The organism is Clostridia bacterium, assembly GCA_034926675.1.
Classification (GTDB): Bacteria; Bacillota; DTU025; order DTU025; family DTU025; genus JAYFQW01.
Map to the genome: position 1 here is coordinate 1 of JAYFQW010000029.1, position 15,927 is coordinate 15,927.

At 52.8% G+C, this 15,927-nt stretch carries 10 protein-coding genes and 3 pseudogenes; 5 read left to right on the forward strand and 8 right to left on the reverse strand.

Features of this window, described 5'->3' with window-relative positions; genetic code table 11:
• Positions 1–105: 105 nt before the first annotated feature.
• Positions 106–336, forward strand: a complete 231-nt coding sequence (locus VB144_08675) for an ATP-binding protein (protein ID MEA4883715.1) — start codon at positions 106–108, stop codon at positions 334–336.
• 190 nt (positions 337–526) lie between these two features.
• On the opposite strand, the pseudogene VB144_08680 reads toward VB144_08675, so the two are convergent.
• Positions 527–591: pseudogene (locus tag VB144_08680) on the reverse strand (hypothetical protein).
• Between the two features lie 949 nt (positions 592–1,540).
• Positions 1,541–2,302 (reverse strand): annotated as a pseudogene (locus tag VB144_08685) (IS3 family transposase).
• 184 nt (positions 2,303–2,486) lie between these two features.
• Here VB144_08685 and VB144_08690 point away from each other — a divergent pair.
• The 4 genes and pseudogenes from VB144_08690 to VB144_08705 all read left to right on the forward strand — a co-directional run bounded on the left by VB144_08690 (position 2,487) and on the right by VB144_08705 (position 5,214).
• Complete coding sequence (locus VB144_08690; GenBank protein MEA4883716.1) at positions 2,487–3,296, forward strand: ABC-2 family transporter protein; 810 nt, start codon at positions 2,487–2,489, stop codon at positions 3,294–3,296.
• Positions 3,297–3,983, forward strand: a complete 687-nt coding sequence (locus tag VB144_08695) for a hypothetical protein (protein ID MEA4883717.1) — start codon at positions 3,297–3,299, stop codon at positions 3,981–3,983. It abuts the gene before it with no gap.
• 317 nt (positions 3,984–4,300) lie between these two features.
• The gene (locus tag VB144_08700) at positions 4,301–4,894 is read left to right on the forward strand and encodes a type IV toxin-antitoxin system AbiEi family antitoxin domain-containing protein (protein MEA4883718.1); all 594 of its coding nucleotides are present in this window, start codon (positions 4,301–4,303) and stop codon (positions 4,892–4,894) included.
• Positions 4,894–5,214, forward strand: a pseudogene (locus VB144_08705) (nucleotidyl transferase AbiEii/AbiGii toxin family protein). The gene VB144_08700 and the pseudogene VB144_08705 overlap by 1 nt, the downstream one beginning before the upstream one ends.
• A gap of 174 nt (positions 5,215–5,388) precedes the next feature.
• On the opposite strand, the gene VB144_08710 reads toward VB144_08705, so the two are convergent.
• The 6 genes from VB144_08710 to VB144_08735 all read right to left on the reverse strand — a co-directional run bounded on the left by VB144_08710 (position 5,389) and on the right by VB144_08735 (position 15,449).
• Positions 5,389–5,559, reverse strand: coding sequence for a hypothetical protein (locus VB144_08710; GenBank protein ID MEA4883719.1), 171 nt, complete (start codon positions 5,557–5,559; stop codon positions 5,389–5,391).
• A 138-nt stretch (positions 5,560–5,697) separates the two neighbouring features.
• Positions 5,698–5,889 (reverse strand): hypothetical protein, encoded by a 192-nt coding sequence (locus tag VB144_08715; GenBank protein MEA4883720.1) that lies wholly within the window; start codon positions 5,887–5,889, stop codon positions 5,698–5,700.
• 304 nt (positions 5,890–6,193) lie between these two features.
• Positions 6,194–8,944, reverse strand: a complete 2,751-nt coding sequence (locus VB144_08720; protein ID MEA4883721.1) for a phospholipase D-like domain-containing anti-phage protein — start codon at positions 8,942–8,944, stop codon at positions 6,194–6,196.
• Positions 8,945–8,953: 9 nt separating this feature from the next.
• Positions 8,954–11,770 carry an anti-phage-associated DUF1156 domain-containing protein gene (locus VB144_08725; GenBank protein MEA4883722.1) on the reverse strand — a complete coding sequence of 939 codons (2,817 nt, stop codon included), beginning with the start codon at positions 11,768–11,770 and terminating at the stop codon, positions 8,954–8,956.
• Positions 11,767–12,318 (reverse strand): DUF3780 domain-containing protein, encoded by a 552-nt coding sequence (locus VB144_08730; GenBank protein ID MEA4883723.1) that lies wholly within the window; start codon positions 12,316–12,318, stop codon positions 11,767–11,769. The genes VB144_08725 and VB144_08730 overlap by 4 nt, the downstream gene beginning before the upstream one ends.
• Positions 12,315–15,449: a DUF499 domain-containing protein gene (locus tag VB144_08735; protein MEA4883724.1), complete on the reverse strand. Its 3,135-nt coding sequence runs from the start codon at positions 15,447–15,449 to the stop codon at positions 12,315–12,317. Before VB144_08735 ends, VB144_08730 begins: the two co-directional genes overlap by 4 nt.
• Between the last annotated feature and the right edge of the window lie 478 nt (positions 15,450–15,927).

Genomic DNA, 15,927 nt, shown 5'->3' on the forward strand with positions numbered 1-15,927 from the left:
GTGACCATCTTAAGCAATTCCTTTCCTCCTGTTGCCGGTAGATCGTTCACCTATCAGCATACAGGAATAGGTTCTTAAGGTGGTCAACTTCTCGACGCCCACAGTCTGTACTGGTGGTCAAGTTTTAGATTAGCATACACACTCGAGTTCTCTCGGTGGGCTGAGGTGTTCGGAGACGTCACCATGACGGCCGCCTTACTAGATCGGCTGACTCATCACGTTCATACCTTTGTCCTAACGGGTCAATCATACCGACTGAAGCAAAGCAAGACACGAAGCGGGGTGACGAAGATGACGGATGCCGGAGCATACTCAGATCAGCCAGTGACATCCTAAACAGGTAGGATTTAGTGGTAAACTTTTCGATTGTCATTCACAAGAACTGGCTGTACTGGATCCCATCGGGGTTTGCCTGCTTGTACTCATACCATAAAAGGTGCAGAGTAACGGACTTCTTGCTTTTGAGCTCGCGGTGAATCTGTTGATCACGTCGCCGACGGTGCCGTGGGCAACTTGCAGGCTTTCGGCAATCTGGCGACGGCTCAACCCCATCTCGTGATAAAGCCTCAGAATCTCCCTAATCTTGCGCATCGACGACCTCCTATTTGCCACGGCCCCCAATCACCCTCCCAAAAGCATCTTGCTTACGGGAGTTCGGTGGCTTCACTTGGCGATCCTCCTGTGGCATAGTTGCCGGCGCGCATCAGCTCCGAGCCAAGGTCATTGCCCTGGACGATTTGCCCCGGAATCAGTGGACGATTTGGACCGGAATGTGCACCTGATCTTGATCTCGACGATATCGATTGGTCCTTCAGCCGACTCGCGGCTAGCTGCAGCATGTGTGCCAATTTGTCGACAGGTTGATGCAAATGAACTGTAACAAGGAGGGGTCTGGGTGATCTGCGGCATCTACCGGCCTCACAGATCCATAGGGGCAGACCTAATTGATCGCGGATGTTGTTGAGACATAGGTTCATCCCCCACTTACGGTTACTTTTCTTAGGGCTCGGTTTCGCAGAAAGAGGTATATCATTGCGGTAATGCAATTCGACAAGAGCAGAACAATAATCTCTCTACTGGCGTCTATGTGTCTCCCAAGCATTAGCTGTATAGGGTTGTAGAATAGCCCTTCAAACGGAAGCGCTCTTATTACTCTTAGCACCGTCATGGGATAGAAACTAAGCGGGATTGCCCTTCCAGATAGCAGACTCACTAGGGCAATCTTAAGCTTTGATATGCCCCAAATGCTGCTAGTGTAGAATATGGTGGACCCCTTCGTCAAGACACCGTTAATAGGTTTCCTAAGCAATGCCCCGTACGCTTGTGAGGGGTGAGGGTGGTCCTTGGCGTAGGCCCCAGGGGGTGCTCTGCGGGACCCGGGCGCAGGGGGTGTACTTCGCCGGGGCACCGGGACGCTGGCTTGACCCACACATGGCGAGACTTATGCACAGGGCGCCATGAGCGTGCAGAGGACCCCGCCTTAGCATCCGCGGATCGCACCTCCCCCCACACTGAAGGCTGCTGGGGCGGTCCGCCTGTTTTACCCCAGATACACCTCAGCCGGAGTCCTGTATGCTAGCGCTTGATGAGGCCTGAGGTCATTGTAAAACCCGATGCAGTCCCCAATGCCAAGTCTGGCCTCGCGCGGGATTGAGTACTCCTTATCTCCAAGCCCCGAAGCAGGTAAGGATATAGCCTGCTCTGAAGATCGCGGCGGCTCAGGTTCGGCCCCGGGCAGATCTCGGCGATCTGCATGTCGCTCATGCAGTGCTGAATCCGCTTTCGGTTAACCTGCCAGCCGCGCCGGCACAGCTCTTCAGTGATGCGCCTTGAGCCGTAGAAAGGGCGCGCAGTATAGATCTCGTCTATCTCCCGCCTGATGGCCACTTCCTCTGGGGATGGAGGCCTGGGAGCGTAATACAGGCTGGATCGGCTCACGCCGAGCAGCTTAGCCTGAACACTGAGCGGAATCTTCGAGCCCCCCAGTTCAAGCAGTTCCACACGTTCAGATTTGGACACGGTTGATGCCAGTCCTTTTTTACCAAGCTAGTTGAGTGTTCAGCCGCCCGATCTCTGCATAAAGCTCCTTCAGCCCCCGTTCGTGGGCGGCTCTCAGCGTTTCCTGCGAGCGCCCTTCGTCAGCGAACAGGCTCGTCATGTTCTCAACGGCAGTAGCTTTCCAGCGAACTAACAGCGAAGGGGATACGCCTAACTCAGACGCAATCTTGGATATGGGCCTATCCTCCCTGAGAAGCGCCATTACGGCTTCGGCCTTGAATGACGGTGTGTAGCTCTTTCTCATGGGCACAGTCTATCGTATTCCTCCTCGCTGCAGTGTCCAGATTCCTGAGTCCACTATATCCTGCCCCATTCAAAATTCATACGGCATTACCAAATGGTCCGAACTGGTTAGCTTGGTATCTCAACCGCGGCAGTCTTGGTATAATTGACCAGAGCCTGCGAGTGTGACGAAGGAGGAGCATACCATGATCTCATTACTGAGAGAAGTAAGGCACAGCTTCTGTGTTTTCGCAGCATATTTGCGAATTGGCTTTCGGTCAATAGCGTACAACACTGGAGACTTTTCTGTTGGCATAGTCACAATAGTCTTTGAGAACGCCTTAAGCCTAGTCCTCTTGTCCTTTGTCTACATGCGTGTCGATCGTGTAGCTGGGTGGCCAATCCATGACCTGCTTTTTCTATATGCGTTCAACTCCCTGGGGGTATCATTGTGGTCATTCTTCTTCATCAACACGATTACGTTGCCGTACTACCTGAGGAATGGGGAATTTGACAGGTTTCTTGTTAGGCCACTAGCACCCTTGGCTCAGATACTGCTAGATGGCCTTGATGAAGACTCAATTGGCGACATCGTGGTGAGTGTAGCATTGCTGTCAATTACCGTTCCACATACCTCGATATCCAAGTCCAGGCTGGTTTTGATCGCCCCACTACTCATATGTTCATGCCTCATATATGCAGGAATGTCGATACTCTTATCATCGTTGAACTTTGCATTTCAATCAAACGCCAACTATGCAAACATTACTATGCGCTTGTCTAGCTACGGGAACTATCCGCTTCGGATATTTCCCGTAGGACTAAGGGTTGTGTTTACGGCCGTTTTCCCAATTGGGCTGGCCTCGAGTGTTCCATTTCATATACTGAACCTGGTGAGTATGAAGACGGCCATTCTTTGGACGGCTGGACTACTAGCTATTGCAGTAGCCTACTTCTTTATGACGATGGCGATCTGGAATCGGCTCTTGAGGAGATATGCTAGTGTAGGATCATGAATGAACGCAAGGGGAAACCGCGGCGACAACTTTTGGAGGTTCTCTGGCCACCTGATGCGTATTCCGATGAAATCGGTTGTACATGATGTGAGGCTACTGATTGTCCGTGTGCTCTCTTTTCTTGGTGTCCTCGCAAGTCTAGTCTGGGTCCTCCTTCCGAATGGGGAATACGACTTCCAGTGGCGTTGGGATCGCGTCATTCTCTTCCTAACAGCACTAACGGCATTCGTCGGTAGTGAAGGCGCAGATATTCGCCGGAGCGCCAGACGAAGCCACCCACGTGACGTAACCCTCGCTGACGAGTTCTTCAAAGCACTGCCTCCAGGCGGGACAGTGAGGTTCCTGAGAGTACATGATTTCGGAGGCACGTTTCGCCGCCACGACACAGAGCAGCTGTTCCGTTTTATTCATGACTGGGACGAACCTGACAAGGAGTTCATTGACACCGTGATAGAGAGACGGCGGAAGGAGCTTCTACGTACCGGCAAGGAACTGCACGGGTCAATCGGTGAGTATACATTCACCTTTCTTGACGACAGGCAGTCGGTTGCACCCAAAGTCCCGCAAGACAGACCGCGTTCTGAGTCTGACATAAGGCGCGCAGAGGCCCTAAATGAAGCCGCAACACGATTTGTCGAGAAGTATGATGAATTCTGCCGGCTAGTGCGCAGGAGGATACACGAGTGATTCGTGTGCCGGACCAGTTTATCAGGCGCATCCAGCAGACAGACCTGATCATAGCTCTCACCTGAAACTGCGGCGTCAATGATCAGTAGTTTCGTAGATGTGGCGCACATATCGGAAGAGCTCGGACAAGCGAGGAGACTAGAGGAGATTCGGGAGTCTGGATCCGAGGAGAATCGCAGCGGCAGTTTACACTACTTGACACAACGTGACCAGGGCAAGTGCCTGCAATGCAGAGCGAGATACTGCCGAAGTTGGCAAGAGCTACTTACTGTCGTGCTAATTTTGATTATGATATTAGCACGAAGGGATTGAGCGCCATGGTGCAGTATGAACGACTTGAACAGCTGATTTCCGCGAATCGCGGAATCGTTCAGACGGCAGAAGCTGTTGCCGCCGGCATTTCGAAACCGGTGTTCTACAAATTTGTTAAAGACCGAGATTTCGAGCGAGTTTCCCACGGTGTCTATGCCGCGCCGGACGCATGGATCGATACAATGTATCTGATTGGCCTGCGCTCTAGGCAAGCTGTGTTTTCCCATGAGACAGCTCTGTTTCTCCACGACCTGGCCGACCGGGAGCCAACACAATACTCCGTTACCGTAAAGACAGGGTACAATCCATCAAAGCTGAAGGCAGACGGAATCAAGGTCTACACAGTCAAACGAGAGCTTTACGAGATCGGTATGTCGGAAGCGCAAACGCCATTCGGGCACTCGGTTCGCGTGTATAATCCGGAGCGTACCGCTTGTGATATCATCCGCTGCCGGAGTGGAATTGAGATTCAGACCTTCCAGGATGCCTTGAAGCAGTATGCTAAACGAACGGACAAGAATCTGCGCCTGCTGATGCAGTATGCACAGGCATTCCAGGTGGAGAAAATCCTGGACCGCTATCTGGAGGTACTGCTGTAATGATCAAATCATCGCGCCAGTTAAAGGATCTGGTCCGCAATCTCTCAAAAGAAAAGAAAGCGGATGCGCAAATCCTGATGCGCAATTACATGATGGAGCGCTTCCTGGAACGGGTTTCACTGTCGGCATATAGGAATGCATTTATTCTTAAAGGTGGTATGCTAGTGGCGGCTATGGTCGGGCTGGATGCCCGTTCCACAATGGATATGGATGCTACTATCAGGGGTATACGGGTTGACGTTGATGCTGTTGCCGGCATGATGGCAGAGATGCTGTCCGTACCGGTTGATGACGGGGTAGAGTTTCACATCAGGCAAGTTTGTGTATGATTCTCGAGTACGCGCGGCAGGCTTTGTAACCCGAGTTTGACAACTGAGGATCAGATGGCCAGTTAAAGCGCGTTTAGTGTAGTCGGAGTAGTCGAGAGCACACGTCTGTTGCGCTCGCAGAATCGAGCTCAGCGAAGGTTCCCAAATGAACGGCGCAGCATGACTCTATATCAGTGTCTGTACTCTGCTTCCCGCTGTGATATCACTGAAGGTAGTCGAGACGAACGGAGATGCCGGGTGTTTCTCAAGACGACCGTCAGTCGAGCCGGCGATGGGAGCAAGCTCAGGTATTACACTATCGTCAAGTCTATCAGACGGGACGGAATTCCTAGGCATGAAGCGTTGCACTACCTCGGAGCCTTAACCGACGAAGAGGCTCAGGGCATTCGAAACGCTCTTCAGGCAGCTAAGCCCATTTTCCGCAGTAGGGGCCCATCGAGTTAATCGCTACAGGACGGAGGGGATGGAACACAGTCATCCTTGAGGGCGACGGTACTCTCCGATCAGGAGTCCGAGTTTGTCGAGGATATGGTAGTGAAAAGGCAGGGCGTTTTCGACGTGGCTTACCTCGGCGCCGTTGGGTAACTTGACCTTGGTCAGGGCAATCTGGTCGAAATCGAGGAACAGCTCACGGACGGATTCATCCATGCCGGTTTTTTTCAGCATGTGCTCGAGAAGGCAATAGACGACAAGAGCGAGGTTCGTGACAAACGCAAAAGGAGTTCCAGGCAGCGCCCGAGTTTGTCGTCGTTGAGCAGAGAGGGAGATATGCCGAAGAGGTCAACGGTGGATACATGATCCGCCTAATCCTCGACCTTGAACAGCGGCCTGGGAGAGTTGAGCCTGTTGGATACGGGTTGAAGGTTCCTCGGTGCTGCTTTTTGGGATTTTTGAGTGCCATGCCTACAGAATCAGGCGCTTTCGTGACTTGTCAACCAGATGGCCCAAGCTATCAAGAAGGAAATCACGCTTACCAACCATGCATGAGTTCCTGCCATTCGTCGGATTTGTCCAATACCACGGCGCATTTTTCCCAATCACCGCAGTCGGGGATTGCTTCCTCGTATTTGAGGATAAACGGGTTCTTCTGCGGCAGTTTGCTAATCGCCAATTCTGCGCGGGCCTCGTCTTTCTGGGCGATAGCGATCCACACATCTTCCAGTACATCGGGGATTTGCCCGAACAGGGCATAAATGCCCTGCAACCTGCCGGAGAGCTTGCTGTGAACCTTGTCCTCAACCGAGTCCTTGTAACGCATGTTGTATATGTAAATCTTGTCGGCCAATTGCCCTATACGCTGAATACGTCCTTTGCGTTGTTCGAGCCTTGTCGGGTTCCATGGAAGGTCGATATTGATGAGCGATCCCAGCGCCTGAAGGTTTAGCCCTTCGGACGCAGCATCCGTGCCGACTAGAATTAGAAGCTCCCGAGCCTTTACGAGCCGCTTGATTTCGTCCTTGCTCTCCTTCCTGAACAAGCCATTCAGGTATGTGCCGGACTTATCGCCGCCAGCGTACAAGCCGATGCGGGCATCCGGGAAGTCTCTTGATAACCGTTCCGCCACATACCACGCGCTATCAAAGTATTGAGAGAACAGAATGCAGCCCTTGTCCCTCCACGCGCCTTCGCCTTCTACGCCTTGCCCAAGGATCGTTTTGACGCGGTTATACTTCGGGTCGGTATCGGTGTTCGAGTTCAAAACCGCTACCAGTTTGCCCAGGCACTCGGTTTCTCCCGGCGTGAGGTCTTTGATGTCACTTTGACCGGTTTCCTCTGGTTCATCATCATCTTCGCCCGCAAACTCATCGCAGAGCGAGCGGAGTAGGTCTTTCCCTTCTGCTGTCCAGGCAAGCATCTTCTTTGCGGTGTTTTCGCCTGCGATCATTGTGCTCCCGATACGCTTCAGGAGCAGTGTGGACATAAAGCCGCCACCATTAACCCTTGATGACAGCATATCGCAGAAGTCCTCGGCTATGCCGTATGCCTGCGCCAGATAGCCGGAGAGCTCGAGAGCTTCATCATCCTTTTCGCCGAGCAGAACCGGCTCTATCTTTTTGAGATAAGGTTCGCCCGTGTCGGGGTTTTTGTGGGTCTCCAAGTAATCACGGGTACGACGGACAATCGTGCGAATATATGGATTGCGGTTCTGTATGAAGTTATCATCGTTGTAGATCAGCTTAACTCGGTTCTTCTGCGGCCAGTTTAGCTTATCATACACATTTTGCGCGAGTACGTTTTTGTCGTCGGGTATGCCGAGCTGTTGACGTAGAATCTCAAAGCTCTTGTCCTCGCTTCGCGGCGGGAAGGGGTTACGAACAATCTCCCACATCTCGGCTTCCGCGGATGGATACGGTTCTTCACCCTGAATGTACTTAATGCCTGTTCCCGGCGTTCTTCTCCAGACACTGTAATTGTCGCCCAATACCCGATCCGCGTCCGGGGGATAACCTAACGCCGATAGCAAATCGAACGCCTCTATCGGGTCAATCTGAACGGGCGTGGCCGTTGCGAGAAGCAGGCTCTTTGTACGGAGCGTGATCTCGTTCAGGAACGCCAGAAGATTGTTCATCTGCGGCTTATGCTTGTCGGGATCCTTGCCGAGATTCTTGCGTCTCGCACGATGCGCTTCGTCCAGTATCACACAAGAGAAGCGTAAAGACTTCAATAGCTCTGCTGACTCAGACTTGCGAATAATCAAACCCTGTGAGATTATCCCAACCCTGCGGGGGCATCTCAATATCGCCTTCGCGCTGTCGGCAGGATATTCGTAGCCGTTTTCATCAACCCAATAGCGCCCCGTCCATACGGCAGACGGGAGGTTGAGCAGGGTCTTTAACTCATCTTGCCACTGAAAGAGCAGCGTTTTTGGCACGATAATCAACACGGGCTTATCGTCATACAGTGCAATGAGTTTTGCTGACATCGCGAGCTGAACGGTTTTTCCCAGGCCTACCTGGTCGGCAAGCAGTAATCTCGCGCCCCCGCGCTGTTTATGTTCGTTGAATGCACGGGCGACGAAATACTTTTGGTGCGCCCATAGCCCAAACTCGTTGCGATAAATCGGTTCCTCGACAGCGACAGCGGGAATCGTTTGGTCATCCGATTCACGCCAGTCTTTCAGAGGGATAGAGCGGCGTTCGGATATGCGTTTCACGTCGTCAATCACATAATCGGAAAGCGAGATGGCGTGAGGGTTACTCCAGAAGAAATCGAACTCCGCTTGCACCCATGCGACGGACTCGGGATCATCATCCTCCCACACCATCTCATAGTTGGTGGTAAACGCGCTTTTCGTTTCGTTGATACTGCCGAGGAAAGAGGTCTTGCTGCCATCAGCGTAAGTGATCACGCCCGCCTTGCCATGCATAAGTCCGTATATCTCATCGGGAAGCACCCTAACTTCCAGTTTACCGGAATTCAAGAGCTCATACAGCCTTTTCAAGCGTGCCATTGCACCGGGGGTCGCATATACCTCCTCTGGTTTGAAATCATTCCATTCCTGTCGCATGCCGAGCTTGGCGACGGCAACATCGGAAGGGGCAAGCCCTGAGTTGCAAATCACTCTGACCTTGCCCTGGACCGCTTCTATCGCTTCGCCTGCCACCTCCAAAATGGATGAGCAGAAATAGCCGGCTATGCGATTATAGCCAACCGCGCCCTGCAGTTTGGCGTTTAGGAATTGCTCGCCCAATTTGCTTCTGCGGGATGAATACCGGTTCATCTATTCACCTCAAACGTGGTCGTTGTCCACCAAGACGAAGATATGCTCAGCCATCTGCGCCGCCTCTCTCCAATGCGGCATATTGGCGATGTCCTTCGTGTCCTTTAGGAAGATGAGCAGCTGTTTCAGCATGTCTCGGCTGCCCCAATAGTCCGGGAGGTTGTTTTTCAGATGCCACAAGCCCTTATCCGGCTGTTCATCCTCTTTCAGTGCGATATGGATCGCCGCGAGGACGAGTCGCAAGGTCGATTCCTCAAAACCCGGCACGTCGCCCACCGTCCGCATTGCAAACTCGGACGGCGTTCTCAGGCGGCAGGTGTTCGCCCGCTCGTTGGCCATCAGTTGACTGTAGCTACTGATAGCAAAGCCCCGGGCGTACTCCTGATACGTCGAAATCTGATAGCCGCCGTTCTTTTCGTTCTCCAAGCCCTTGATGTAAAACCGCTCGGCGGGTGAAAGCTCTTTCCACAGGAAGTTATCGAAGCCGGTCGGGATGATGCAGTCATAGGCTTGTTTCTTCGCCCGCTCGATCAGCGCGACAATCTTGGAGTTTTTCGGGTCGTTGATTGCCTTGTCAAGCTCGTAATCAAGATCAAGCTCGCCAATAGACGAGTATGAGGTCAGCACCTTCAGACTCGCGGCATAGGCGGCAAGCACATAATCGGGGTCGGAGAAATTCGGGTCTTCCTTGTCATCGAGCCGCTGCATACTCTCAATCTGGGCGATAACCTCGCATTTGATGTCGGCATTGATCTCGTCAAGAAAAGCCTCGCTCGTACCTGTGTGTTTGCGCAGGACGAGCAGCACCGTACCCTTGACGTAGTTGCCGTCTTTGAGCCCCGATGCGTCGGTCTCGGTGGCGATGTTCCAGGCCGCCGTAACTTTCAAGCCCGCCTTCCACATGATCAGAGCAAGCTGCGCCCATACAGCCGGGTCGGAGTGGGTGAACATCACAACCTGCATTCCGTTGTCCGGCATATGCGCTGTAAGATTCGAGAAAATATCAATCATGCTCTGCGCGAAGCCATCGCCGCCGCGCACAGCCAAAACCCGCTTGCTATCGGCGTACCAGTCGGGGAATGCCTCTATCAGCAACCGCTTATCCCAGGCGAGAAAGAACTCCGAGAGTTCATGATAGTTCACCGCATCGGCATATGGTGGGTCGGTTAGCCAAATGTGGGCTGTGCGGCTTATTGAGCGGGCATCCATTGTTTTGACTTCAAATTCTGTGGCGGACCTAAAATGCTCCACATCGATATGCCATTGTGTATCCAACGCAAGAAGAGCCCTCACACCAGAAACAAATACCGTATTTAGTGCTTGGTTATAGAATGTATGGGATGTTATATCTCTACCAGGATGCCATCCACATAATAGAGAACAACACTCTGTCAGGCGATTCAGTGCCAATAACCCTGTTGCTTCTAACAAGCCACTATTAGCTGATGAAGCGATTCTTGACGCAAACCTGCTCAATACCAGCAGTTGCCGCGCATTGAACAGGTGGTTCCAATGCGTCCATCCGCGCTCTTTCAGAAGACGTTCTGTCTCATCGCCGCGCTCGATAGCCGCACTCGGCACAAGCCCCTGTTCCTGCCATTTGACGATGTTCTCGGCGACAGTGCGGCGTACTTTTTCCTCGTTTGCTAAATCATGCTCATTCGGGGTACGGTAATAACGTTTGGTTTTCTTCCTGCCTTTCTCAACGTACTCATGTTCATATCGGACGGCATAGAGCCGCTCTTGAAACACATCATCAGGACGCGGCTCAAACTCGCTTTTTTCCCATTGTCGCAATCCATAGATTGTATTCCCATTCTCATCCCTGCGGTCGCGGCGCAAAACGCCAATCGGTGTCGATTTGCCACAGTTGGGGCAAGATAAAGTGTTTGCGGTTGCTGTCCCACTTTCTCCTGCGTCCTTTATCTCTTTGGGAGACACGCCTGAAACGATGTCAATGTTGTAGCGGTCGCCATCCTTCTCCAGCTTTGCCACAACGCTTCCGGCGCGTTTGCCTACGACGAGCGAGGGCATCATAGGGACAACTGCGCCACACTCCGGGCAAGTGGCTTCTACGCAGTAAATATATGACAGGGCTCGGTCGCCTTTTTCATTAAGCTCGATACCGAGTTCGGTGATCTCCTTGTCGACGGCGTTATAGACTTCCTGCTGAAAGCGTTTTATTTCCTCAGTTTCTGCTTCTGACGCGCCACAGATATTGATGGCTGCCCATGTCAGTAATCCCGCCACGGGGTTCAAGTCGGAGGCGTACACATCAAGCCCCATTCGAGCCGCCTCGAACGGCACCGAGCCACCGCCGCAGAAACAGTCGCCAATGACAGCGTTTCGGCCGAATCGCTTTTCAGACAACTGCCGTGTCAAGTCTTGCAGGTTGTACGCGTGAGTCCCTAAATGATGGTTTATCTCGTTCCAGGCGTGGTCGCCAGTGGGACGCTCGAACTGCTCCGGCCGGACGCAGGCTTTCAGCTTTTCGTCATATCCGAGCTTCTCAAACTCACGACGGAGTTCTTTCTCCCGCTCCTGCCAGTATTCGTCACTCTTCTTTTCCCACGCTTTATGGCGGAGCCACAACCCGCCATCATCCATACTCATGATTTTCAGGAAGATTTCCGTGTCGCGGCGCGGGTTGTCGTTGGCGGGCATCAGGCAGCCTAGTATTGCGGCGCGGACAAGCACGAGCGGCTTACGCCCCCACCATTTACCAAGTCCTGTTAGCGTCTGGCTCTGTGCCGCTTTCCGCTCCTTGTAGCTCTCTTTTGAAAGCTTTGATACGGGGAACTGCCTTTCAATGAATGACACGGTCATAGCTTCAGGTCCTCCAATATTTGGCGCTCAACCACAGGATTCTCACACAGCGCATAGCGCAACGCCGTACGCCAGCCCTTCTTGTCTTTCAGCCCCCCTGTAGCAGCGTTCGTCATCGTGTACAGCCACCAACGCTCCTCCGGCAGCAGCCCTTTCCAGTTGCGGATAGCGGCGGGGATGACGGAGGGGTCGCTGTCCTCGATGCTCCACAGTAGCACCATCATTTCTTTGCCGAATAGCCGTTCCACGGGTGTGCCGCCGCCGACGGCGTGGAATCTGCCGTTCTTCAGGCCATCCTTCTTCAGCCGAGAGTTGAACTCAGCCGTCAATGCAGCTTTTACTGCGTTCCATTTATGTTTTGAGATTTCAATCCGCATTACATCCGCAGGATCAAGCTGCTGTTCGTCGCCCTCAGTCCAAGTGTATCGTTCATAAACTTGAATGGCTGGCGGCGAAGCTGAATTCGGGTCTTTCGGCGGGATCAGCACAAAGAAGTGGTTCTTGCTTTGTGCCGGATCTACGCCGAAGCCGTAGGTCTGTTTCTTCACTGTCTGATTTCTCCCTTTCTGCTGAGCTCACTCGAATCCAGCCTGTTCACTTCCACCCACTGCTTGAAAGCAGCCCCCGTGGCAAATAAGATGATCTTGTATTCAAATTCGACCTCGACATCCTTGCCCCCAAAGGCCGTCTCACGGATCAGGTCAACCATCGACTGCAGGTTATCGGTATCCCAGGGCACCTTGGCGGTGGTGATCTCCATGTAGTTGTCGAGGTTGTCCTTTTGGCTGATCGTCACGGTGAATTGACGGATAAACGTCCCGGGCAGCTGTTTCAGCTTGGCAAACTCGGCATAAGCCTGTTCCGTGTCGCCGCACTTCTTCTGCGAGTTCATCGTGTATTCAAGAGGAGCTGCATCCTTTATCTCCACCTTTTTCTTCGGTTGCGCGGCTGTTACGTTGATAGTCTCTTCTTGCACAAGCGTGTCCTTGTAATACACTGCGACGGGGACAAAGCGGCAATCTGCGGGAAGGATAATCTCACCAGTATATGAACCCCCGCTCTCCTTGGGATTCGATCCGTCAGTGGTGTAGCGAATCTCAAAGTCTTTGTGTGTTTTCAGCGCAAGGACGTTATTCCCGTCCGCGCTCAGCCGCTGTTCCCGTTTCAGCGGAACGGTGCCGAGCCACTTCTTGGCCGTGCCTGTCGGATGCGGGTTCTTACCTCCAGCCGTGTCAAAGCATACGAAGTACGCCGAGGGTTCTTTGAGCGTCAAAGACTGCTGCTGAATCTCGCTAGACGCTTTTGTCGGTTCGGCGCCAAAGTCATAATACACGCGGTCACCACGAACGGGCTTCACTTTTAGGGTAAACGCGCCCATCTGCTCGCTATAGTCGGTCTGCTCAACAATAACATCGGTAGGCTCTTTTTCAAAAGGCCCCTTGGCGATGTAACCGCCAATCTCACGCCATGCGTCACTGTTGAGGCACTTCTTTTTGAGCTCGTCCATCTGCTTTGGGTGATACCACTGCCACGATGGTTCCGTTGCCGCCCTTTCCAATATTTGGCTCCACGGCATCTCTTTTTGTGTGAAGATACGGGCTTCGGCTTTCTTACGCAGGGCGTCAACAAAAGGCTCCTCCGCCTGAAAATCCTCAAACTTCATCGCTTCTTTGAGGGCCTTGATAATCTGGTCTTCTCCGTCAAACTTGTTCGCCGCGAACTCTAACTTGAAGTCTTCGCGGGACAGCCCATTCTTCGACGGATAGTATATGGTAATGAATGTTTCGCGGATCGTCTGGAGCAGCGCGGTGGTTGCCTTGTCCTGTTGGCTTTCGGCCTCCTTGTACTGCTGATCACTTTCGGGTACGTGTTCTACTTTCATATTGGCGAGTATCTGCCGGATAGCCGTGAGCCGCTTGGCGTTGGCGTACAGCTTCTCCATCACATTCCGTTGGCCCGAGAGGAAGAAGACGCGGTTCTTGTAGGCGCAGTTGTCATAGAGACTCTGCAAGTCGGGGTGAAGACCCGTTCCGGCATACGGCTCGAAAATGACCAGCGACACCCTGTTTTGATCGATATGAATCTCGTCGATCGCAGGTAGAATGAAAAGCTGCTCATAACACTTCTTCAGTTTCGGGTAGAAATTGGCTTCCAAGAATCTGCGGAGTTCCTTCTTTGCACTTTCGTTGGAATATGAATCCACGAGGGTGTTCATCTCGGCGACCATATTCTTCGTGTTTTGGAAATAGAACCGCCCGCGATTGTCCGTCTTCAAATACCAGCATTGCGAAACAATCTCGTCCAAGGCCTTCTTAAAGCTATTGAGATCAGTGCCCGGTTCGCAGAGGAAGCCGAGAACATCTGATTCCGTTAAGCCCAGCACGCCATTGGGCGTTTCATTGAGCGACGACATCAGCAGGAGTCTGGCAACATCCTGGGAGTACCGTTCTCTCTTTTCACCGTTTTGTTCGTCAATGATCTCGGCGACAGATTTTCCTCCCTGAGCGATGTCGTGACTGATAGCCGCTTCAAGCGAGGGCTTTACTTGCTTAATAAGCGAGAGCATATTGCGCTCGTTTAGGTCAACATCAAATACATTAATGAGGTTCTTCCTCTCGGCGCTGCCGCTATCGTAGAAACCGCGCACCACCTGACGCATCAGCCTTATCAGCCCGCGTGTTTGCTGGAAGCCAGGGTTCTCCTTGAAACGGGCATAGAGCTCCTTTATTGATGGATGGAATGGGTACGAATCCTTGATGCCAAGGTACACCGAGTCCCCGGTATGCCCTGTCAAACCAGACTTCCCGGCGCTCACAAGGGCCTCTTTGTACGCTACCGCTATTTCATTCACCGCTGACGAATTGGGCGCGGAGCACTGTTCAAACAGACGCTTACGGAGAATATCGTAGACCTCGTCTGTGTTCAGTGCGACAGGCTCCAGATTCAACGCAACGCGATTGGCTTCATTCTCCAGTTCCTTGAAGCTAGTTGCGAGCAGTTGGCTCCCCGACTCGTACGTGGCACGGAGATCGGAGAGTACAAGGCAGACACGAGCAAGCTGCCCTTTGCCTATGGCGGTAAAGAGGTTGGACAATGCGGTTATCGTGACTGTGCAGAGGTCTGATTGTCCGATTTCAATGGACTTCGCGTTCACAAGATAGGGCGGCAGCTCATCGAGAAGGATAAGTACCTTCTGGCCTTTGAGTAGGTTGACCCACGCGCCTTCACCCGGAGCTTTCAACGGAGAGTAGTGATCGGCAAAGAACTCTTTTCTGCCAAGCTGTTCCGCAATGCTGCCCCAAATGCCAAACGCCGCATCGCTTTCGCGCCCGGAGAATGCAACAACCTTGATTTCACCAATGCCGTCATAGCCGCCGCCTACGAGTTTTCTGCGCCAGTCCGGGTTCTGGGCGAGTAGAGCGAGGGCAAGCATATTATGGGTCTTACCGCCCCCCATTGCCTGTGTCAGCTTGATAACGCCCGTGTCAGACTTGCCGGAGAATCGCTTGAACGCTGTTTCAAACAGGATTTCCATACCCTTCGTTTTGAAGTTCTCATCGAAGAACTTCGCGGCATCAATCTTGCCTTCAATCAGGTCACTAAGGTTTAGGACGTCATCACGCGTGGTGTCAGAGAACACACTAGCACGTGGTTTGCATAATGCCGAAACGGTCTGCATATCTCTACCTCCCCGAGACTGTCATGACTCGAAAGCGCTAATCTTGCGTATGCCTGGGGCGCATTCTCATCCGGAATAAGCTCCATAAGAGCTCGCTCACCGAGGATATGCTTCAGGACATCGATGACGCCGTTCGGCATCGGCGTCCTGCAGACCACAGATACAACGAGAACCGTTGGGATACCCGGGTTCTTCAGCGGTATGTCCTCGATACCTATGGGAGGGAGTACTCCAATGAATGGATCCGGCAAGTGCGTCACAAGCTCGGTCATTCATGGGCCCCTATGCGCAGTATTCCAGGCTGGCCCATCGTGCGGTGCGATAATGAATGCACGGCGTGTGCCGATTCCTGCGTCGCGGCCCTGCGGACGGAGTGGTTGGGATAGTGATAGATGGGTCCGCCCGGGAGCTAGATCATCTGGGTAGGCCTCGCCTGTGTGCAACAACGCCACGGCGATGCCGGCGCCATCAGTAGCGT